This is a genomic window from Klebsiella sp. Q11 (genome assembly GCF_964241505.1).
GTDB classification, from domain to species: domain Bacteria; phylum Pseudomonadota; class Gammaproteobacteria; order Enterobacterales; family Enterobacteriaceae; genus Klebsiella; species Klebsiella michiganensis.
This window is the reverse complement of record NZ_CAXSXW010000005.1, coordinates 365,163-384,995: the sequence shown is the minus strand read 5'-3', so window position 1 is coordinate 384,995 and position 19,833 is coordinate 365,163. Positions and strand designations below refer to the sequence as shown.

Sequence of the window (19,833 nt, the reverse complement as noted above, 5' to 3'; positions counted from 1 at the left end):
AAACGGACCAGTGAAGCTTACCATAGCGCGGACATCTGAATTGAGCCACAGGCGGACATTACTATTGAGCCATTACAACATTAGTGCGCATAATGTATATTATGTTAAATGCAATTAAAGAAGCCGAGTCTGCCGCAATGCGCCCCCATACCCTTACCTTACCCCGCGCTAAGCCGGGATATTCAAATCATTTCCCGTCGCTAAAACACTAACGCCATCGTGTCATCCACCTGTCGCCGCAACGCCTGGGAGCGCCGTCCGTCACGCGCAGCTCGCACTCATACCGCGCAGACTCAGGAGTCTGACCCGGTGTGCCTGTTCGATGGCGTCGCTCCCTGCTGCTCTTTGGGCAATAATGAGCGAGGCGAGATGCCAAAGGCTTTGCGGAAGGCGTGGCTGAAATGAGAGAAATCAGAGAAGCCGAAATCCAGCGCCGCCTGGGACACGCTACTGACTCGTCCGCGTTCGAGGGCCTCTCGGCTCGCTCGCAGCCTCTCCTGCCAAATCACGGCCATCGGCGTTTTTTTGTGGCGGGCGAAAGCACGCGTGACGGTGCGAATGGAAACATGGTGCGCCCGAGCCAGGCTCTCAATGTTCAAATCTGGATCGACAAGCTGCCGCCGAATGTAAATCATCATCCTGGCGTACAGATCGCGCTCAGCACTCACGTTATCCAGATCCTGCAATTCCAGACTCAGCACCAGCAGATCCAGCATCGTCTGGGAGAAACGGCCAGAAATATCTGGGTTGTCCAGACACGCGGGCATCGCTGTCGCCTGACGCAGCATTTCACGCAGTGGAATCACGCCGGGCCGACTGTCATCCAGTACCATAGCGGTGAGCGTTTCAATCCTCGGCAAACGACAACTCAGCAGATGCCGCGGGATCCGCACCAGGTGATTATCGCCCCCACCCAGGCTGAAACTGAACGTCTGCGCGGCGTCGTATAACACCAGACTATCCGCCGCCAGCGCCGCCTTGCGCCCTCCCTGTTCAAGCTGGCCGTACCCGCCTTGCATATAGCCCAGCCACAGATCGTCGTCTGGCCCCTGCCTCAGATAACGTGCGGTGCGTTCCCAGCGGTGCAACGGCGCGGACAACGAACAGATATCCACCATCCCCACCCCGCGTACCGCAAGCCGGGCGTCAAAGTCGACCCCAGCCATGGGCACGCTGGCGGCCGGAATGCAGTGACGCAACACCACGTCGTTCCAATACTCGAAGCGGCGCGACTCGGCAACGCCAATGGTCGAATAGTGGGAGCAGACCGCAGACGGCATGATGCTATTCATAATTGCTCACCTCGCACCTTAATTCCCGCATCAATAACAGACACGGGTTCACAGACAGCAACTATCGTGCCAGCACTCAGATGTCCCTCCAGCTCTCACTCGCATCCGCGCTAAGGCAGTGGAAATATCGCTGACGCTCCGTCGATGCGCCAGGCGTCCCACGTCGCGAATGGCGTCGAAAAAGCGAGAACCGCACTCAAGGTGTGCACATCTGCGCTATGACGGAGCATCACGCTATGGGCCTTTTCAGCCTGCCCGCCCGTTGTCCCTGCCAGCCAAACGACTGTCCTTATGAAACAAGTACGCAGCAAATTTCTCCCTAATATCTGTAACCGTAAGGTCTTCCGGCCACGTTGGTACCGGGAAATAAACAAGAGATATCAGACATGAGGGTAACGTTATGACTGTTAGTGGCACCACATCTCGTATCAGCCTGGTCGCCTGCACACTCTGGCTGGCGACGATCCCGGCCCATGCGGTCGATCTCAACTCACAGGATCTCATCCCGGCTCCTGCCGGTACCGATGCCATTCTGGCGTATTTCACCTACGCCACGCGAGACAGCTTTACCCCCACAGGTGGCGACGAAATTAAGCAAGGCTCCGGGCTGGACTCCTTCGTCAGCATCTTTCGTTACGTCCACTATATGGATGTGGGGGGCTTCACGGTCGCGCCGCAGGTGCTGATGCCCTACGGACGTCTTTATAACGGCTCCCTGGGCGGTGCCCGCCTCGATTCCGCCAGCGGCCTGGGCGACCCCATTCTGGCCGCCCCGGTCTGGCTGGTGAACAACCCCAGCACCACCTTCGCCCTCGTGCCCTACCTGTACGTCCCTGCCGGTTCCTACGATGCCGGGCGCACGCTCAACGTCGGTGAGAACCGCTGGAAGTTCGATCTGCAGCTTGGCGGCGTGCAGCAGCTTGGTAACGGTTTTGCCACGCAGCTGTCTGCTGATGCGATGTGGTATGGCGACAACGACGATGCCACGGGCATCGGCACCGGCCGCCTCAAACAAGACAACACCTATCAATTTCAGGGCTGGGTAAGCTGGACGCCGCCCGCAGACACCACCTGGACCGTCTCCGCCGGTTACGCCAAATTGTGGGGCGGTAAGCAGCAGATCGACGGCGTCGAAAACGGACAAGCGACGCGTTCGGATCAGGTAAGGCTGGAATTGTCGAAATTCATCACCCCCACGGTGCAAGTGCAGGGCTTGCTCCAACGCGACATCAACGTCGATGGCGGTTTTAAGGAAGATCTCCACACCACCCTGCGCGTGATGAAACTGTTCTGATTGAACAGAGACCAATGCACCCCCTTCCACTCACATCTTACGGAGAAATCCACCATGAGCGAACAGCAGCAAAAGCCGTCTCTCTATGAACGTCTCGGCGGATATGACGCCGTCTACGCCTTCGCAGGCGAAGTGTTGAAGACCTGTATGAAGCATCCCGACATCGGCCATATCTGGGCGCACGTGTCCGAGTCTTCATTTCAGAAAGAGCATATCAACTTCGTTGATTTCTTGTGCAAGCACTGGGGTGGCAACACCGTCTATCGGGGACGAGATATGGTGACCGCGCACCGCGGCATGGGGCTGACCGAGGTGCACTGGAAAGCCGTATTCGAGTCTATCGACGAGTGTTACGAAAACTTCAATGTGCCGCAGGATATTCGTGAAGAGGTCACCGCTTTCCTGACTCAATTCAAGCCCGCGGTCATCGGCAGTCCTTCGTATCGCGACGTGGTGCTCTCACATCCGGATATGGACGTGACCAAAGGTATGAAAAGTGTCGGTATCCACTGGCCTAAAGCCGATAAGCCGTCTTAACACCTTACGGACACCCGCAGGCTGCGCGGGTGTCCATTTCAGCCAAGCGACTGACCCGGATAACCAAGTCAGGATGGCATTCCGGGCTTATGTTCAAGACAGGCGCATGAGCAAACACAGAAAAAAGGAAACAACATGGCTATTCAACGTCCCACTGCCGAACAACTCCAGGAGCTTGCCAGTCGGCTGCATATCAGCCTGACGCCGGCGCAGGCCGAGGAATATCTGGCGGTGATGCAGGCTAACTTCGACGCCTACGATCTGATCGACTCCCTTCCCGACGATATCCCGGAGGTCCGCTATCCGCGCGCCGCCGGCTATCGTCCGACTGGCGAGGACAATCCGCTTAATGCCTGGTATTACAAAACGGAGGTAAAAGGGGCAGCGACTGGCGCGCTGGCCGGGCGGACCATCGCTCTGAAAGACAATGTCTCGCTCGCCGGCGTACCGATGATGAACGGCGCCTCCACGCTCGAAGGTTTCGTCCCATCCTACGACGCGACCGTGGCCACCCGCCTGCTGGATGCCGGGGCGACGATTCTCGGCAAAGCCACCTGCGAGCACTTCTGCCTCTCCGGCGGCAGCCACACTTCCGACCCGGCCCCGGTGCACAATCCCCATCGTCATGGCTATTCCTCCGGCGGTTCGTCCTCCGGCAGCGCCGCACTGGTGGCGGCTGGCGAAGTGGACATGGCGATAGGCTGCGATCAGGGCGGTTCCATCCGTATCCCTTCCGCCTTCTGTGGTACCTACGGCATGAAACCGACCCACGGTCTGGTGCCTTACACGGGCATCATGCCGATTGAGGCGACCATCGACCACGCCGGTCCCATCACCGCCAACGTGCGCGACAACGCGCTGATGCTGGAAATCATCGCCGGAAGTGACGGGCTTGACCCGCGTCAGTACGCGCCCGTTGTAGAGAGCTATACCGCCGCCCTCGGAAAAGGTGTGCGCGGCCTGAAAATCGGCATTCTGACCGAGGGATTCCAGTTGCCGAATATGGACCCGCAGGTAGAAACGAAGGTGCGGGACGCCATCGCCCGCCTGCAAGCACTGGGCGCCATTGTTAGCGAAATTTCCGTGCCGGAACACAATCTGGCGGGCGCGCTTTGGTCGCCTATCGGCTGCGAAGGTCTGACCGCCCAGATGATGCACGGCAACGGCATGGGTTTTAACTGGGAAGGCCAGTACGACGTCAGCCTGCTGGACAAACACGCGCAATGGCGCGACAGCGCGGATGCCCTCTCCCCGTCGCTCAAAGTTTGCATGTTCGTCGGCCAGTATGGGCTGGAGCGCTATAACGGTCGCTACTACGCCAGAGCGCAGAATATCGCGCGTCGGGCCCGCGCCGGCTACGACCGGGCCCTGAGCGATTTCGATCTGCTGGTGATGCCTACCGTGCCTGTGCTCGCTCAGCCAATACCAGGCCCGGACTGCTCCATCACCGAATACATCTCGCGCGCTTTCGAAATGATCGGTAACACCGCTGCGCAGGACATCACCGGTCACCCGGCCATGTCTATCCCCTGTGGCATGGTCGACGGACTTCCGGTTGGCATGATGCTGGTAGGACGTCATTACGCTGAAAACACGCTCTATCAGGCCGCCGCCGCTTTCGAAGCCTGCGGTGACTGGCGGACGTTTTAACCTTAACTCTCGGGAAGCCTAAAATGAGCCATAAACACGACCACGACCATACCCAACCCCCCGTTGATATCGAGCTACGCGTCCGCGCACTGGAATCCCTGCTGCAGGAAAAAGGCCTGATCGACCCGGCTGCGCTGGATGAGCTGATTGACACCTACGAGCACAAAGTCGGCCCCCGAAACGGCGCACAGGTTGTCGCCAGAGCGTGGAGCGACCCGGAATACAAACGTCGACTGATGGAAAACGCCACTGCCGCTATTGCTGAACTGGGTTTCTCCGGAATACAGGGCGAAGACATGCTGGTCGTGGAGAACACGCCGGACGTGCACAACGTCACCGTTTGTACGCTGTGTTCCTGCTACCCCTGGCCGGTACTGGGTCTGCCGCCGGTGTGGTACAAATCAGCGCCCTATCGTTCGCGTATCGTCATCGACCCGCGCGGCGTTCTCGCCGAGTTCGGGTTACACATACCAGAAAACAAAGAGATTCGCGTCTGGGACAGCAGCGCCGAGCTGCGCTATCTGGTCCTGCCAGAACGTCCGGCAGGCACGGAAGGCTGGAGCGAAGCGCAGTTGAGCGAACTCATCACGCGTGATTCGATGATTGGCACCGGTGTGGTTAGCGCACCATAACGAAAGGAGAAAACCATGAACGGGATACATGATCTGGGGGGGATGCACGGCCTTGGCCCGATCCCTACCGAGGAAAACGAGCCCTATTTCCATCATGAGTGGGAACGCCGGGTATTTCCTCTGTTCGCCTCGTTGTTCGTCGGCGGACACTTTAACGTCGATGAATTTCGCCACGCCATCGAACGTATGGCGCCGACCGAATATCTGCAGTCGAGCTACTACGAGCACTGGCTGCATGCATTCGAAACGCTGCTGCTGGCAAAGGGAGCGATCACCGTTGAAGAACTGTGGGGTGGCGCGAAGCCTGCCCCCTGCAAGCCTGGCACACCTGTGCTGACGCAGGAGATGGTGTCGATGGTGGTCAGCACCGGCGGGTCTGCTCGGGTCAGTCACGATGTTGCGCCCCGCTTCCGGGTGGGCGATTGGGTACGAACGAAAAATTTCAACCCGACCACCCATACCCGCCTGCCACGCTACGCACGCGATAAAGTCGGTCGCATAGAGATCGCTCACGGTGTGTTTATCACGCCAGATACTGCGGCGCACGGGCTGGGCGAACATCCCCAGCATGTTTACAGCGTCAGTTTCACCGCGCAGGCGCTGTGGGGAGAGCCGCGCCCTGACAAAGTGTTCATCGATCTGTGGGACGACTATCTGGAGGAAGCATGAATAATACGGTAGCACAACACGATTACGCCGCCCTCGGGTTACCGCGCGATGAGGAAGGGCCGGTGTTCGATAAGCCCTGGCAGGCAAAAGCGTTCTCCCTGATAGTCCATCTCCACCGGGCCGGGCTGTTCCCGTGGGCAGAATGGGTACAGACATTCAGTAAAGAGATCAACGCGGCGCCGGCGCAACCGGGTGAAAGCGCGAATGATGCCTACTATCGTCAGTGGACGGCGGCGATGGAAAACATGATGACGGCACTCAACCTGACGGTGCCGGATGAAATCAGCCGACGGACGCAGGAGTGGCGCCAGGCGTACCTCAACACGCCCCACGGCCAGCCGATTGTACTGGCGAACGCCAGTTGCCCGCCGGCACATAGCCATCATCACCTTTCGCCGGGCGTGCCGGTCACGGTGAGTCCGGCACTCGCTACCAACAGCAAAATCGATAATGGAGTTACACCATGAGTGATATCACCCTTAATGCCCACACCCCGGCTGCCCCCATTCCTGTCGCGAAACTGCTGCCCTGGGCGCTGTTCACCGCCCTGCTGGCGCTGCTGGCCATCTATTTCGTTGGCGCAGAACAAGGCGCAACGTCGATGTTTTCCGGCACGCAGGTGCATGAATTCTTCCACGACGCACGTCATCTGCTGGGCTTTCCCTGCCACTGAGGAGGCGGAAATGATTGGCAAACTGTTATTTAAAGGGATGATGGCCGGCGTTCTGGCCGGGATGGTGGCATTTGCCTTTGCACACCATTTCGGCGAGCCGCAGGTCGATCGCGCGATTGGCCTGGAAAAAAGCATGTCAGCTCACGCTCACCACCACGGCGCGTCAGCAGACGGCGAAGAAGAAGAGATGTTTAGCCGACAGACCCAGTCCGGGATTGGCCTGACGACCGGCATGGCGCTGTTTGGCGCCGCGCTGGGCGGCGGTCTGGCGCTGGCGTGGGCCTTTAGCTACCAGCGCTTTGGGCCATCGGACCCGCGTGTGCTGGCGTTGTGCCTGGCGCTGGCCGGCTTCCTGGCAATGAACCTGATGCCAGGTCTGAAATACCCGCCCAATCCGCCCGCAGTCGGCAACCCGGAGACCATCGGCTATCGTACCGGGCTCTATTTCGTCATGATGCTGCTTTCTATCGGCATCGTCATCGCGGCCGCGTGGTTATCACATCAGCTCACGCCGCGCCTCGGCAGAGGGAATGCGATGATGTGGGCAACGCTGTTCGCCGTGGCGCTGATGCTCGTGGTTTGTGCCCTGATGCCGACAGTGAATGAAGTCTCCGACCACTTCCCGGCGGACCTGCTATGGCGTTTCCGCATAAGTTCCTTCGGCACGCATCTGGTGCTCTGGGGCGTCATCGGCGTGGCTTTCGGTGCTTTAGCCGAACGCACGCCGACGACACGCGAACATCGCCCGGCCTTCCGGCGCGGTTAACAACATGAGAGCGTCGCTAACGCTGATTTGTCAGGGAGAAACGGCAGCCTCCAGAGGTTCACACTTTCCCTGTGATGACCCTCTGGAGGCGCGGGAGTGGCAACGGGCGCGCCAGCTACAAAGCAGTGCCGCCCGTTATCACCGCGTCTGGTTCTCCCCGGACGCCGCCGCCAGGCAAACCGCCGCAGCGCTCTCTTTACAGGGTACGCCAGTGACGGAACTGGCGGAGCCCGACTACGGCATCTGGGCCGGTCGGCCAGTGCATGAGGTGATGATGCAAGACGCCGAAGCGTTCCAGGCCTGGCTGGAGGGTGCCGCTCCCCCGGGCGGAGAGTCACGTGCTCAGCTGCTGGCGCGCTGTGGCAGCTGGCTGGCTAAACACGTCGATATTCGAGGTCGCCACTGTGCCATTGCGCCTGCCGCCGCAATCCGCGCCACGATCGTCGACGTTCTCGGCGCCCCGCTTCACTCATTCGCGCGTATCGACATCCACCCGCTGAGCATCATCGAATTGCGCAGCGACGGACGACGCTGGAATTTGTGTTTATTGAAGAGCCACATAAATGGTGAATAGACCACGTTCAGCCAGCGGACGGACGTCTGTCACATTTTTAACCCTTCCATAAATCAGGTCCGACACTACCCCTCGTGGCATTCATATACGCTTTCATCAAGGGGATGATATTGAATCAGTGGTTTCAAGTTAACGCGAACCACCACTGAGCTGAAGTACCAGCCAGTGATATAGCTACCTGTGGCTGGAGCAGGCCATTATTTGGTCGATAAGCCAGCGGCCTGCCTGGCCTGGCGGATTATCCACACGATACACTGCTGACATCAACATACTGACCCCACCCTGAGGTTCTTCCTCAATGGCCAGACGTACGAGGCGACCACTATCCAGATCGGTCTGCACGGTGTGGAGAGGCATTCCTCCCCAGCCCAGTCCATTAAGCAGGAATGCGCGCTTGGCAAACAGGTCAGCGAGTTTCCATGTTTTGGGAGACATTACGCCAAAATCGCGCCCTTTTGAATGTTCAGAACGATCGGTCAGTACCAGCTGAACATGCTTTGCGAGTTCACTCTGCGGGATTGGGCCTGGATACGCCGCCAGTGGGTGCTCTGCCGCAGCTACCATTGCAAAAGGAATATTCACCAAAGGTTCAGTGATGATTCCTGGGGGCGTCAATGGCAGGAAACCAACAATACCCACCGTGGCTCGTCTATCCAGAACGGGCTGGAAAGTAGCGCCAAGAGCTTCTACGTACACATGAAGCGGTACTGCCGGGAACTGTTGACGAAACTCTTTAGCGACTCCCGCAAGGGCATCAATGTGAAAAAAGACATCCACAACCACAGCCAGTTCGGGTTCCAGTCCGGCCGCCATGCCTTTTGCCTGCGATTTCATGGCATCCACAATAGAAACGGCCTTTCGCGCGCTGACAAGCAATGCCGAGCCTGCAGGTGTCAGCAATGGATAGCGCCCTGAGCGATCGAATAAGGTGACACCTAATTGCAGTTCCAGCCCACGCACAAGCTCACTGGCTGCTGACTGAGCCCGGCCAAGACGACGGGCAGCGGCCGAGAAGCTCCCTTCATCTACAGCAGCAACAAATGTTCGAAGCTGGTCGAGCGATATTCCGTCAAGCATAAACCCTCACCAATGTATCTGAATTCAAGATGGTATCCATAAGATTATAACGGCTGTTCAGATGCATTCGTAGGTGCAATTATGGTGGCGCACTATTTTTTACGTTGACCACAGTCCACTCACCGGAGATTTAATATGACTACTATTCTGCATATCGACTCGAGCATCCTGGGTAGCAACTCTGTCAGCCGCAGCCTGACTGCTGAAATCGTCGCTAAAGAAGTGAAATTAAACCCTGGAGCCACACTTCTGCGACGCGATCTTGTTGCAGATGAATTACAGCATTTGAGCCCCGCCCATCTGGCTGTGTTTCAGGGAAATACACCGACTTCAGAATCGTTAGCGAACGACATCGCTCTGGGCAGCACCTACATCGATGAGTTGTTCTCAGCGAATATCATTATTATTGGCGTTCCGATGTATAACTTTTCGCTTCCGAGCCAACTCAAGGCATGGCTGGATCGTGTACTTGTCGCGGGGAGGACATTCCACTACACCGCGAATGGTCCGGAAGGTCTGCTTCCAGCAGGTAAAAAAGTGTATATCGCTTCAACTCGCGGTGGCGTTTACAGCGGTACCAGCCCTGTCGCCCATCTTGACCATCAGGAAACGTTGCTTACCGCTGCGCTTAATTTCATCGGACTCTCTGACATCACCATTTTTCGTGCGGAAGGTCTTGCTCTGGGAGATGACGCCAGAGCAACTGCTCTTGCCAGGGCGAAGAACGAGGTTGAAACAACGGTTATCTGACCCGTGACCGGGGTTACGTTGAAAAACCGACACAAGGAGTTAAATGTGGAAATAGGCATAAACAGTTTCGCTTCACTTTTACCTGAAAGGAACAATGGGCGTATACCTAATCCGGCGGAACGTCTTGCGGCATTACTGGAGGAAATCACTCTTGCCGACGAGGCTGGTATAGATGTGTTTGGTGTCGGTGAACATCATCGTACTGATTTCGCCGATTCGTCACCTGCTGTCATTCTTGCGGCGGCCGCCGCACGAACGAAAAAAATCAGACTAACCAGCGCGGTATCGGTTCTCAGTACGGTTGATCCGGTGAGGTTGTTTCAGGATTTCTCCACCCTGGATCTGCTCTCGCAGGGCCGTGCCGAAATCACCGTTGGTCGTGGTTCTTTTGCAGAAGCTTATTCGCTATTTGGTCACTCCAGGGATGACTATGACGCTCTATTTACAGAGAAGCTTGGACTTTTGCAGCAACTTGTCAGGGAAACACACATCACATGGTCAGGCCGTTACCGTCCAGCGCTTACGGGCCAGGGCGTCTATCCCCGGCCAATGCAGAATCCGCTGCCGGTTTGGGTAGGTGTTGGCGGGACACCGCACTCCTTCATCCGGGCCGGAGCTGCGGGTCTGCCGCTGATGGTGGCGATTATCGGGGGCAGACCCGATCGTTTCCGGCCATTAATCGACCTCTACCTGCAGGCCGGTATTCGTGCCGGCTACCATCGCGAACAGCTTAGGGTGGGGCTACATGTTACCGGCTTTGTGGCTGACTCCGCGAAAGCAGCAAAAGACGCGTTTTACCCAGGCTGGCTGCATGCTTTCACACAAGTGGGCAAAGAGCGCGGTTGGGGGCCAGTGACGCGTGAGCAATTTGATGCCTCCTGTAGCCCTGATGGTGCATACCTCGTTGGCGATCCGCCAAGCGTGATAGCCAAAGCACAGGCAATATCGACATCACTGGGCGGTATTGACCGGCTGTCATTTCAGATGAGTGCTGCCACTGCAGGATCTGAGGCAATGGGTCATTCAATCAAACTTATCGGACACGAAGTGGCTGCGGCCCTTCGTGAAAAAAAGCACACAGCCAGAATTGTATATTGAAGGAAAATCTATCATGACCGATTCTCTTGAGAGCCAGGGCGTGAATCGCGCCATTGCCTACCGTACGAAGGGCCATCGATTAGGCCCCATTACGCGATTACTGAGCCCGGATGATCTGGGAGATGATATCAAGCCGTTTGTTTTTCTTGATTTGTTTGAGTTCTTCCCACCGTATAACCGTGGTTTTATACCTCATTCACATTCAGGTATTGCAACCCTTACGGCCTTCTTTGAAGGTGGTATGACTTACGGGGATACCACAGGAAAACAAGGTTCCATGTCTGATGGTTCTGTGGAGTGGATGCGAGCAGGTAGTGGGGTCTGGCATGCGGGTGAGCCCTTACCGGGGAAAGTCATGCGAGGTTTTCAGCTCTGGGTGGCTTTACCGCCTGAACTGGAACTGGCATCGGCAGAAAGCCTTTATTTCGAAGCTGAAGCTATTATGCACGATGGCCCAGCCCGTATTTTACTGGGACAGTACAATGGCAGGTCCAGTCCAGTTCCTTCACCAACATCAATGACTTATCTGCACGTGCGGCTTTCAGATGGTCAGAAGTGGACTTATCAGCCGCAGGCAGATCATGATATCGCATGGCTGGCAACTAACGCCGGGCAGCTGGAGATCGGAAATACCCTGCTCGAACGTGAGCTGGCAATTTTCGCAGAAGGTCATGGGGCTATCAGCATCACGGCTCATGAAGCGGCCGAATTTGTGATCGGTTCAGCGGTCAAACACCCTTACCCTCTCATCCGGGAGGCTTCCTCTGTCCATACAAACGCGGCTTCGCTGGCAGAAGGAGAACGAACTATCGCCTCTATTCGCAACAGCCCGTCATTCAGTGCGCTTACATCGCGCTGATAACTCTCATCGATATTCAAAGAAAAATCATGACACGCCGTAGTCATACTCATAAAACTGTCGCCATCACTGGCGGCAGTCCCGCCTGAAAATGTCGTATTTCTGCGGCATGGCATTCACGAAGGTAATATCTCAACCGTAGCCGCTCTGGCGCGAGCTCCCGTCATTGCGGAAACATAGCTGCTGCCGGAATATTTTATCTGGTAGGCCCGATCGATTTTACTTTCAAGAGCCGGGTCCGCGGGTTTTGCGAACCGTACGTCGAATTCCTGTCCGATAGCCACTATCTTACCCGCCCGTTGAGACAGTGCTGCCTGATACCATTTTGAACGGGTACCGCTATAGGCACGGACGAAAAGTCGGTTATCCACCGTCACTTCCCAAATCCATGTTGGCGTGCCGGTGGTATTCATATCGGGACGGTACGGCGCGATTTTCAGGTCGTCCGCCGCATCTATTTTTGCTAAAAGCTCGCGGTTCCAGAGCATAAACCTTTCCTCTTTTCTATACGTTATTTCGTCTATTATAAAGTTGGTAACACTGCGTCGGAGAATATCGAACGGTGTTATGATTTATTTATTAAGGTATTTATTAAAAAATGCCGTGATGTTATCAAACGGAATCTTATCCATGCGGTCATATAAATCAACATGGGTGGCATCTTTCACAATCAGAAGCTCTTTAGGCTGATTTGCTGCTTCATATGCCGTTTTAGAGAAATAAAGCGAATGCGCTTTTTCACCATGAACAAACAGGATTGGGCGCGGAGAGATTTCCTTAATATACGTCATCAGCGGGAAATTCATAAAGGACATCGGCGTTGTCACGGACCATGAGTTTCCTGAGTTGACGGCACGTGGATGATATCCGCGTTTGGTCATATAGTAGTCCGCGTATTCCACGAGGAACTGCGCTTCGCCGCCCTTCAGTTTATTGTAAGCTGGCTGATAAGCCGGTTGACCGTTTGCCGCATCGTCCCAGCGCTGAAGGCTCATCTTCTCAAGCGCCTGCTCGCGTTGCGCCGGCGTTACGCTGTCATTATAGCCCTTTGACATCACGCGGCTCATATCATACATGGTGCTGGCAACAACCGCTTTTACGCGTTTATCCACGGCAACAGCGTTCAGCGCGATACCCCCCATACCGCAGATACCGATGACGCCGATACGTTCACGGTCCACATAAGATTGCAGCCCAATAAAATCGACGGCTGCCATAAAGTCTTCGGTATTAATATCGGGTGACGCGATATTGCGCGGTTCCCCACTGCTTTCGCCGGTATAAGACGGATCAAATGCCAGCGTCACAAATCCGCGCTCGGCTAAGGTTTGCGCATAAAGACCTGAGGCCTGCTCTTTTACCGCGCCAAAGGGCCCGGAAATAACCAGTGCCGCAAGCTTCTTGTTTCCGCGATCTTTAGGAAGATACACATCTGCGGCCAGCCTAATGCCGTAACGGTTTTTAAAAGTTACTTTTTGATGATCCACTTTGTCGCTCCTTGGGAAGGTTTTATCCCACGTCTGCACCAGGCGTACTGAAGAATCTGCTGTGCCTGCTGCCGGCTGGGCGACCGCAGATTCTGTGGAAATCATGGCCAGCGCTCCGGCAAGGAGTGCGCCATTAAAAAAGCGGGTTGAAGTTTTTAGCGTCATGATAGTCATACCTTCATTCAAATTGGATGCGGGTTGGGTTGTAGTCAGCGCCTCATTTCGGTATGGCTATTTTGGATGTCGCTAATGAAATCTGTTATTAAAATACTCTGCATTATTTGCCTGATCCTATTAACATGATGCCAAAGCGTATATTTCACTTTTCATAACGGGTAAGTTGACGACGTCGCACAGACTTAACAAATATGAGGCGTGATGGAATGATTTCAGACAAATCGGTTGAGAGACGACTCGGCGAGCTCTCCCGGGATATTGCTCAGCGCACGCCCGGTACCGGTGATTTCCCCACCGCGGTTGAAGGGCTGGAACTCTTCCGGCGCAACGAACCCTCCCCTCCGGTGAGCTGCCTGGTTCCTCCGAGTATCGTTCTGGTGGCTGATGGCGCGAAGATCATGTGGGTTGGCGGTGAAGCTTATGAATATAATACGGAAAAATTCCTCATCACCTCCCTCGATTTGCCAGCCAGTTCGGAAGTGTTACAGGCATCGCCATCACGGCCCTGCGTCGGCGTCGCCTATAAACTTGACCAGCGCGTACTGATGGAATTAATTGCCCAGGGATGCCTGCCGCCAGTCAAAAAACGAGATGCGGGAACGGGGGTCGGTATAGGAACCATGACTGATGTTTTACTGGAGCCTTTCTGCCGCCTGCTTTCACTACTGGACGAACCTGAAGCCATTCCCGTTCTCGGCCCGCTGATTCAGAGGGAGATACATTATCGGCTGTTGATGAGCGATCGGTCCGATCGTCTCAGGCAGATTGCGGCAGTCGACGGCCATGGCTACCGTATCGGTAAAGCTATCGACTGGTTAAAGACCAATATTGCTTCGCCTCTGCGTGTCGAAGAGCTGGCAAGTCGCGTGCAAATGAGCACGCCCTCCTTCCACCACCATTTCAGACAGCTTGCGGGAATGAGTCCGCTCCGCTATCAGAAATGGCTGCGTCTCAATGAAGCAAGGCGACTGATGCTGAATGAGCATTACGATGTCACCACAGCGGCCTATGCTGTCGGCTATGAAAGCTTATCCCATTTCAGCCGGGAATATACGCGGATGTTTGGGGAATCACCCAAGAGGGATATTACTGTGCTGAGAGAGTCTGCCGGTAGGCTTTAGTAAATTCTGCCCTGCTCTGCCTCCCCCGGTGAAATCTATTGTACGTGAAGGCTACAGGAGATGCTAAAGACCTGAACTCAAAATCAGACAGCCCTCGTCGGGCAGCCCGTAAAAAGTCAGCTAATAGATGCCATTGACATATTCACTTATGGATTATATTCGCGCATCACTGACATTATTAATCCAGTAACTTCATTTCCAGAGCCCGACTCATGGCTTGCGTACGACTATTGACTTTGAGCTTGGCGTAGATGTTCTTGATGTGCCATTTCACCGTCTCAGTAGAGATAGTCAGGGAGCGAGCGATTTCTTTGTTCATCTGACCGTCAGCAATGAGCTGTAATATCTGCAGCTCTCGCTCACTGAGCTCCTGGTTAACATCAAGGTTTTCATGCTGAATCCGCTTGCCTTCAGACTCGCTCCCTTTCCCGGGCCAAGGGTCATCCCCTTCGCTGGCTGCCGAGGTTTCGCGTACACGGACAAGCAGAGGCTGCAAGGCATCGCCAGCATCAAGAAAAATACGTTTGAGATGCTGTTGTGCCGCTAATTGCAGGACGGGCTGCAATGCAGCCACGGCAGCCGCGTTTTCGCCACTATTCCACAAGGATAATGACCATAGCGTACGAAGACGCGCTGCGGAGAGCCGGTCGCCCCGACGCTCCTGCTCAGTCACGAGTTCGCCCAGCAAAAGGCTGGCTTGTGGCGCCTGGCCTGACGCCAGAAGCAGGCGGCTGCGGCTGACATTGGCATGCTGAGCTATTGCGCGTTGACAGGGGTTTTCGGCATCAATTGTGGCACGGGCCGCCAGTTGTTCGAGTTGCCGATGCAGCAGCTCCGCGCCTGGATAATTCGCGCGCTGCAGGCGCACTCTCGCCTGCTCTGCTAACAATAAAGCCTGCGGCCTTTGCCATCCTCGAGACACTGCTAGTCGCTGCGCGTGTTCCAGCAGCCGTTCTGCCTCATGCGGCATATCGTCATTCAAGGCCTGGCGCGCAAGGTAGGTATAGCAGCGACTCAGGGCGTCGGGTGGACCAAACCGATCGATGAATTCGAGTCTGTCTGCTAACAGCGTATTTAATGAGTCCAGGTTCATACGTTCGTAAGCCATTTCCGCCAGCAGCGGCGCAAGCGTCGCGCCGCTGGTCGACTGAGGGCCGGTATAACGCTCAGCCTGGCGCAATGCATTCTCTGCATGCCCCCAGGCGTTCTCCAGGTCACCCTGACCAAGATGGCACTGAGTGATGATAAAAGCGCGATAAACCGAGACAAATAGATTGTCTAGTGGACTTTCCGGGCAAGGCATATGCCGTTGAACCTCAAGAGCGTCGCTATAGCGCTGGTTAACCACGTGGCAGTAGCTCAGAATATTGCATATGAGACCGTCGACCCAGGTGTCTCCGCAGGGCACTTTAGCCAGCAACGGCTCAACAATCGCCAGGCTTTCCGGGATTTTCTCGGCAAAAGCTTCGCAAATTGCGCGCACGACACGTAATTTGAGCCAGGCGTTGGGGGTTATATCATCACGATGATTAACGACCATTTGGTCAAGATTATCAAGTAACTGCCTCGATTCATCGAAGCGAAAATAGTGCGCCAGCGCCCAGGCCAGATTGATTTGCAGGTCAATGCGCGAAGGGTCAGTACTCGCAGGTAAGTGATGCATCCAGGAAACCAGGGTATCTATATCCCCTTCTTCCGCCAGCGACTGCGCGCCCGCGCCATCCTGCCCGGGATTATGGATCGGCTTGCCCGCTGCCAGTGCGTGGCGTACCGCCTCGGACCATAATCTCTGCTCAACGAACCAATGACTGGCTAATTCATGTAAGTGCTTGAGGTTGATATCGTTGTTCTGCTGCAATATCGTTCGCAGGGTTTCCTGCAAAAGAGGATGGTAGCGAAACCAGCAGCCTTGTTCGTCCAGTGCTGACAAAAAAAGATTGTGCCGCTCAATCCATGCCAGTATCGCTTCACTATCATCACGCTCTGTAACCCCGTTACATAACCCGGCATTTAAACGATTAAGAAACGATGTTTTGACGAGAAAATCAAAAACTTCCTGTGGCAATGGGTCAAGTACCACCTCTTTCAGATAACGGGCGATAGCGCGGGTTCCACCACGAATATTGCGCAGCAGATGTTCTGGATCATTGAGCAATTCTGGGGATAACGAAGCGATTTTCATGCCGGCGATCCACCCCTCTGTCGCGGAAAGTAGCCGCTGTACATGCTGATTACTGAGTGGTATGTCAATCGTCTGGCTGAAATAGTTTCTGGTTTCTTCAAGCGTAAATTGCAGGTCTCGATCGTAGATTTCCACCAGCTGGTCCTGTGCCTGAAGCAGGCTCAGAGAGAGACTGGGGTGGAAACGGCAGCCAATGATCAGGTGCAAGGCGGCAGGAGCATGCTTGAGCAAATATCCCAGGGCTTCATATACACCAGCATCATTAATCATATGGAAGTCATCAACGATCAGATACAGGTCGTGCGGACAGTAATGTAGTTGGTTAATCAACCCGGCCAGCAACTGTTGAGAACTGGAGGGCGTCTGTTCTTCTATGTTGCGCCAAAAGTCGGCGTCCCAATCGCCATAGAGCGGCCGCAATGCTTGCAGCAGATAAGGAATGAACTGCCATACGCCATCATCATCCTCATCGAGGCTAAGCCAGGCAACGCGTTCGCCCTGGGCAATCATTTGCTGATACCACTGCGCCAACAGCGTGGTTTTGCCAAATCCAGCACCTGCGCAAACGACGCCCAGACGGCGTCGCTGCATGCGATCGAGGAGGAGCAGAAGCCGTGAGCGCTGTAGCAGCCGTATCGAAGAGCGTGGTGGAACGAATTTGGTCAGGATTAGCGGCAAATCTCTCGTCAGCCGCAATGGCCCGGAGACCAGTGAAGTTGCCTGGCGACTTTTCAAATCCGATGGCTTCATCCGTAGTTATCTACTCGTATTATTTTTTTATCAATTGTACGCCAGAGCCCGGGATGGCATGGAGCCACCCCTCTCGATAGATACATAAAATTTATAAAGTTTGACCTCAAGCATGAAAACCCCCTCCTACCCCCCCATGAAGGTGGCTTCGCACCTCCTCGTCGCACTCGTAGATTCATTGCATCGGCGTGGTTAAGGGGCTTCCAGCCTGTCAAACCCCCGCCTGACGACCTTTACTGAGGAGAATTAAGTGATGCTTAACAAACAGGCTTTACTCCAGGCTTACCGTAAGATGCGCGAAATCCGGACGTTTGAGGAGCGTTTGCATCAGGAAAACACCAGCGGGGATATTCCGGGCTTCATTCACCTTTATACCGGTGAGGAAGCCATTGCGGTGGGGGTCTGCGAAAATCTCACTAACGCTGATTTCATTGGGTCCACGCACCGTGGGCATGGCCACTGTATTGCCAAAGGCTGCGATATTCACGGCATGATGGCTGAAATATTCGGTAAGGACAGCGGATTATGCCGGGGCAAGGGAGGCTCTATGCATATTGCCGATCTGTCGAAAGGTATGCTGGGTGCGAACGCTATCGTGGGTGGCGCCCCTCCGTTAGCCATCGGCGCTGCTCTGACGGCCAAAACCCTCAAGACCGGTAACGTTGGGGTCTCTTTTACCGGTGACGGCGGTTCTAATCAGGGCCTGGTATTTGAAGCCATCAACATGGCAGTGGTGCTGCAACTCCCTGCCATCTTTATTTTCGAGAACAACGGTTATGGCGAAGGAACTGGCCATGACTACGCCGTCGGTGGTCGTGATATCGCCGGGCGCGCCGCGGGCTTCGGTTTACCGGCAGTGACGGTTGATGGCACAGATTTCTTTGCCGTTTACGATGCCACCTCAGAGGCCGTCAAGCGCGCCCGAGAAGGTGGAGGCCCAAGCGTGATTGAGGCCAAAGCTTTCCGCTGGCACGGTCACTTTGAGGGCGATCCGGCGCTTTACCGCGCTGAGGGCGAAGTTCAACGTCTGCGCGAACAACATGATCCGCTGAAGATTTTCACCGCCAGGGTCAAACAACACATCTCCCTTGAGGAACTGGCGGCGATCGACGCGGCGGTTGAAGCACTTGTCGATGATGCTGTATTCAAAGCGCGCGCCGCTGCCTATCCGGCTCCGGAAGACCTGCTTACAGACGTTTACGTCTCATACTGAGGGTGATAACAATGCCTATAAAAACCTATCGAGAAGCGGTCAAGGAAGCCCTGGCCCAGGAAATGGAGCACGACGAACGCGTCGTTCTGATTGGTGAAGACTTGCGCGGCGGTCACGGCGGAAATGCGCCCGAAGAAGCAAGGATAGAGGCCTTTGGAGGTGTGCTCGGAGTCACTAAAGGGCTGTGGACGCAGTTCGGCTCCGACCGGGTGATCGACACCCCCATTACGGAGTCGGCGATCGTCGGCATGGCTGCCGGCGCCGCTGCAACGGGTCTGCGGCCGGTGGCGGAGCTGATGTTTATGGATTTTTTCGGTGTTAGCCATGATGCGCTGTACAACCAGGCGGCAAAGTTTCGCTATATGTTTGGTGGCAAGGCCAAGGCGCCGCTGGTGATGCGGGGCATGATCGGTGCTGGTTTTTCTGCAGCAGCCCAGCATTCGCAGTCACCCTATAATATTTTTGCTACCACACCGGGGCTCAAGGTGGTTGTGCCATCGACGCCTTATGATGTCAAAGGGCTGCTGATCCAGTCGATTCGCGACGACGATCCGGTGGTGTTCTGCGAGCATAAAATGCTCTATGACCTCAAGGGCGAGGTACCGGACGAGATTTATACCCTGCCCCTGGGCGTCGCCAACTATACCCGTGAAGGTGAGGATGTCACCATCATCGCGTTGTCGGCAATGGTACATAAAGCAAACCAGGTCGCCGACAAACTGGCCAGAGAGGGGATCTCGGTGGAGGTGGTCGATCCACGTACAATCTCGCCTCTGGACGAAGAAGGCATTCTGGAATCAGTGGCTTCTACCGGCCGCGTGGTCATTGTCGACGAGTCAGCCGCGCGTTTTGGCTTTGCTCATGATGTCGCAGCGCTGATTGCTTCCCAGGCATTCCATTTCCTCAAAGCGCCTGTTGTTCTGGTGACACCACCACACACCCCGGTACCGTTCTCCCCTGCTCTCGAAAAACTCTGGATCCCTGGCGTTGAACGTATCGAAGCTGCCGTCCGTCAAGTGCTGGAGGATTAAG

20 protein-coding genes are annotated in these 19,833 nt (G+C 55.5%); 15 read left to right on the top strand and 5 right to left on the bottom strand.

The genetic code is table 11. From position 1 onward, the window contains the following. Window positions 1-293: 293 nt before the first annotated feature. Window positions 294-1,292 (bottom strand): AraC family transcriptional regulator, encoded by a 999-nt coding sequence (locus tag ACESQ2_RS10820; RefSeq protein WP_014838485.1) that lies wholly within the window; start codon window positions 1,290-1,292, stop codon window positions 294-296. A 400-nt stretch (window positions 1,293-1,692) separates the two neighbouring features. Here ACESQ2_RS10820 and ACESQ2_RS10815 point away from each other — a divergent pair, with 400 nt between their 5' ends. From ACESQ2_RS10815 to ACESQ2_RS10775, 9 genes are all read left to right on the top strand, one after another. Then, window positions 1,693-2,586 carry a transporter gene (locus ACESQ2_RS10815; RefSeq protein ID WP_049070620.1) on the top strand — a complete coding sequence of 298 codons (894 nt, stop codon included), beginning with the start codon at window positions 1,693-1,695 and terminating at the stop codon, window positions 2,584-2,586. Then, window positions 2,587-3,123: a group 1 truncated hemoglobin gene (locus ACESQ2_RS10810; RefSeq protein ID WP_224259992.1), complete on the top strand. Its 537-nt coding sequence runs from the start codon at window positions 2,587-2,589 to the stop codon at window positions 3,121-3,123. Between the two features lie 135 nt (window positions 3,124-3,258). Further along, on the top strand, window positions 3,259-4,773 hold the full coding sequence (locus ACESQ2_RS10805) for an amidase (RefSeq protein ID WP_224259993.1): 1,515 nt from the start codon (window positions 3,259-3,261) through the stop codon (window positions 4,771-4,773). Between the two features lie 23 nt (window positions 4,774-4,796). After that, entirely contained in the window at window positions 4,797-5,405 is a 609-nt protein-coding gene (nthA, locus tag ACESQ2_RS10800) for a nitrile hydratase subunit alpha (RefSeq protein ID WP_009652266.1), read from the top strand. Between the two features lie 15 nt (window positions 5,406-5,420). Next, complete coding sequence (gene nthB / locus ACESQ2_RS10795) at window positions 5,421-6,074, top strand: nitrile hydratase subunit beta (RefSeq protein WP_032719090.1); 654 nt, start codon at window positions 5,421-5,423, stop codon at window positions 6,072-6,074. Then, a complete protein-coding gene (locus tag ACESQ2_RS10790; RefSeq protein ID WP_046877572.1) occupies window positions 6,071-6,541 on the top strand; it encodes a nitrile hydratase accessory protein in 471 nt (156 codons plus the stop codon). Before nthB ends, ACESQ2_RS10790 begins: the two co-directional genes overlap by 4 nt. Beyond that, entirely contained in the window at window positions 6,538-6,747 is a 210-nt protein-coding gene (locus ACESQ2_RS10785) for a CbtB-domain containing protein (protein WP_004850884.1), read from the top strand. Before ACESQ2_RS10790 ends, ACESQ2_RS10785 begins: the two co-directional genes overlap by 4 nt. A gap of 10 nt (window positions 6,748-6,757) precedes the next feature. Further along, complete coding sequence (locus ACESQ2_RS10780; protein WP_373170400.1) at window positions 6,758-7,513, top strand: CbtA family protein; 756 nt, start codon at window positions 6,758-6,760, stop codon at window positions 7,511-7,513. Between the two features lie 4 nt (window positions 7,514-7,517). Further along, window positions 7,518-8,087 (top strand): histidine phosphatase family protein, encoded by a 570-nt coding sequence (locus ACESQ2_RS10775; RefSeq protein ID WP_373170398.1) that lies wholly within the window; start codon window positions 7,518-7,520, stop codon window positions 8,085-8,087. Between the two features lie 174 nt (window positions 8,088-8,261). Here the strand turns inward: ACESQ2_RS10775 and ACESQ2_RS10770 are convergent, their stop codons facing one another. Continuing rightward, window positions 8,262-9,164: a LysR family transcriptional regulator gene (locus ACESQ2_RS10770; RefSeq protein ID WP_373170396.1), complete on the bottom strand. Its 903-nt coding sequence runs from the start codon at window positions 9,162-9,164 to the stop codon at window positions 8,262-8,264. Window positions 9,165-9,299: 135 nt separating this feature from the next. Between ACESQ2_RS10770 and ACESQ2_RS10765 the strand changes: the two genes are divergently transcribed. From ACESQ2_RS10765 to ACESQ2_RS10755, 3 genes are read left to right on the top strand one after another with little or no spacing between them, the layout of a single operon-like run. Beyond that, the gene (locus ACESQ2_RS10765; protein WP_049070629.1) at window positions 9,300-9,914 is read left to right on the top strand and encodes an FMN-dependent NADH-azoreductase; all 615 of its coding nucleotides are present in this window, start codon (window positions 9,300-9,302) and stop codon (window positions 9,912-9,914) included. Window positions 9,915-9,959: 45 nt separating this feature from the next. Continuing rightward, window positions 9,960-11,012, top strand: a complete 1,053-nt coding sequence (locus ACESQ2_RS10760; protein ID WP_224259994.1) for an LLM class flavin-dependent oxidoreductase — start codon at window positions 9,960-9,962, stop codon at window positions 11,010-11,012. 13 nt (window positions 11,013-11,025) lie between these two features. After that, window positions 11,026-11,871 carry a pirin family protein gene (locus ACESQ2_RS10755; RefSeq protein ID WP_049070633.1) on the top strand — a complete coding sequence of 282 codons (846 nt, stop codon included), beginning with the start codon at window positions 11,026-11,028 and terminating at the stop codon, window positions 11,869-11,871. Window positions 11,872-11,987: 116 nt separating this feature from the next. Here ACESQ2_RS10755 and ACESQ2_RS10750 read toward each other — a convergent pair whose 3' ends face one another. Beyond that, window positions 11,988-12,359 carry a DUF2255 family protein gene (locus ACESQ2_RS10750; RefSeq protein WP_025108357.1) on the bottom strand — a complete coding sequence of 124 codons (372 nt, stop codon included), beginning with the start codon at window positions 12,357-12,359 and terminating at the stop codon, window positions 11,988-11,990. An 84-nt stretch (window positions 12,360-12,443) separates the two neighbouring features. After that, window positions 12,444-13,532 (bottom strand): alpha/beta hydrolase, encoded by a 1,089-nt coding sequence (locus ACESQ2_RS10745; RefSeq protein WP_165795116.1) that lies wholly within the window; start codon window positions 13,530-13,532, stop codon window positions 12,444-12,446. 209 nt (window positions 13,533-13,741) lie between these two features. Here ACESQ2_RS10745 and ACESQ2_RS10740 point away from each other — a divergent pair, with 209 nt between their 5' ends. Then, window positions 13,742-14,656: an AraC family transcriptional regulator gene (locus ACESQ2_RS10740; protein WP_046877569.1), complete on the top strand. Its 915-nt coding sequence runs from the start codon at window positions 13,742-13,744 to the stop codon at window positions 14,654-14,656. A gap of 178 nt (window positions 14,657-14,834) precedes the next feature. Here ACESQ2_RS10740 and ACESQ2_RS10735 read toward each other — a convergent pair whose 3' ends face one another. Further along, window positions 14,835-17,588: a LuxR C-terminal-related transcriptional regulator gene (locus ACESQ2_RS10735; RefSeq protein WP_373170393.1), complete on the bottom strand. Its 2,754-nt coding sequence runs from the start codon at window positions 17,586-17,588 to the stop codon at window positions 14,835-14,837. A gap of 253 nt (window positions 17,589-17,841) precedes the next feature. On the opposite strand from ACESQ2_RS10735, the gene ACESQ2_RS10730 reads away from it, so the two are divergent. Together ACESQ2_RS10730 and ACESQ2_RS10725 are read left to right on the top strand one after the other, a co-directional pair. Beyond that, entirely contained in the window at window positions 17,842-18,801 is a 960-nt protein-coding gene (locus ACESQ2_RS10730) for a thiamine pyrophosphate-dependent dehydrogenase E1 component subunit alpha (protein WP_162557587.1), read from the top strand. An 11-nt stretch (window positions 18,802-18,812) separates the two neighbouring features. Next, window positions 18,813-19,832, top strand: coding sequence for an alpha-ketoacid dehydrogenase subunit beta (locus ACESQ2_RS10725; protein WP_014229353.1), 1,020 nt, complete (start codon window positions 18,813-18,815; stop codon window positions 19,830-19,832). Window position 19,833 lies beyond the last annotated feature (1 nt).

What these genes read in the sequence shown, in the direction of transcription:
- ACESQ2_RS10820 (WP_014838485.1), bottom strand. Translation starts at nt 1,292, where the DNA reads ATGAATAGCATCATGCCGTCTGCGGTCTGCTCCCACTATTCGACCATT.
- ACESQ2_RS10815 (WP_049070620.1), top strand. Translation starts at nt 1,693, where the DNA reads ATGACTGTTAGTGGCACCACATCTCGTATCAGCCTGGTCGCCTGCACA.
- ACESQ2_RS10805 (WP_224259993.1), top strand. Translation starts at nt 3,259, where the DNA reads ATGGCTATTCAACGTCCCACTGCCGAACAACTCCAGGAGCTTGCCAGT.
- nthA (WP_009652266.1), top strand. Translation starts at nt 4,797, where the DNA reads ATGAGCCATAAACACGACCACGACCATACCCAACCCCCCGTTGATATC.
- nthB (WP_032719090.1), top strand. Translation starts at nt 5,421, where the DNA reads ATGAACGGGATACATGATCTGGGGGGGATGCACGGCCTTGGCCCGATC.
- ACESQ2_RS10790 (WP_046877572.1), top strand. Translation starts at nt 6,071, where the DNA reads ATGAATAATACGGTAGCACAACACGATTACGCCGCCCTCGGGTTACCG.
- ACESQ2_RS10785 (WP_004850884.1), top strand. Translation starts at nt 6,538, where the DNA reads ATGAGTGATATCACCCTTAATGCCCACACCCCGGCTGCCCCCATTCCT.
- ACESQ2_RS10780 (WP_373170400.1), top strand. Translation starts at nt 6,758, where the DNA reads ATGATTGGCAAACTGTTATTTAAAGGGATGATGGCCGGCGTTCTGGCC.
- ACESQ2_RS10775 (WP_373170398.1), top strand. Translation starts at nt 7,518, where the DNA reads ATGAGAGCGTCGCTAACGCTGATTTGTCAGGGAGAAACGGCAGCCTCC.
- ACESQ2_RS10770 (WP_373170396.1), bottom strand. Translation starts at nt 9,164, where the DNA reads ATGCTTGACGGAATATCGCTCGACCAGCTTCGAACATTTGTTGCTGCT.
- ACESQ2_RS10765 (WP_049070629.1), top strand. Translation starts at nt 9,300, where the DNA reads ATGACTACTATTCTGCATATCGACTCGAGCATCCTGGGTAGCAACTCT.
- ACESQ2_RS10755 (WP_049070633.1), top strand. Translation starts at nt 11,026, where the DNA reads ATGACCGATTCTCTTGAGAGCCAGGGCGTGAATCGCGCCATTGCCTAC.
- ACESQ2_RS10750 (WP_025108357.1), bottom strand. Translation starts at nt 12,359, where the DNA reads ATGCTCTGGAACCGCGAGCTTTTAGCAAAAATAGATGCGGCGGACGAC.
- ACESQ2_RS10745 (WP_165795116.1), bottom strand. Translation starts at nt 13,532, where the DNA reads ATGACTATCATGACGCTAAAAACTTCAACCCGCTTTTTTAATGGCGCA.
- ACESQ2_RS10740 (WP_046877569.1), top strand. Translation starts at nt 13,742, where the DNA reads ATGATTTCAGACAAATCGGTTGAGAGACGACTCGGCGAGCTCTCCCGG.
- ACESQ2_RS10735 (WP_373170393.1), bottom strand. Translation starts at nt 17,588, where the DNA reads ATGAAGCCATCGGATTTGAAAAGTCGCCAGGCAACTTCACTGGTCTCC.
- ACESQ2_RS10730 (WP_162557587.1), top strand. Translation starts at nt 17,842, where the DNA reads ATGCTTAACAAACAGGCTTTACTCCAGGCTTACCGTAAGATGCGCGAA.
- ACESQ2_RS10725 (WP_014229353.1), top strand. Translation starts at nt 18,813, where the DNA reads ATGCCTATAAAAACCTATCGAGAAGCGGTCAAGGAAGCCCTGGCCCAG.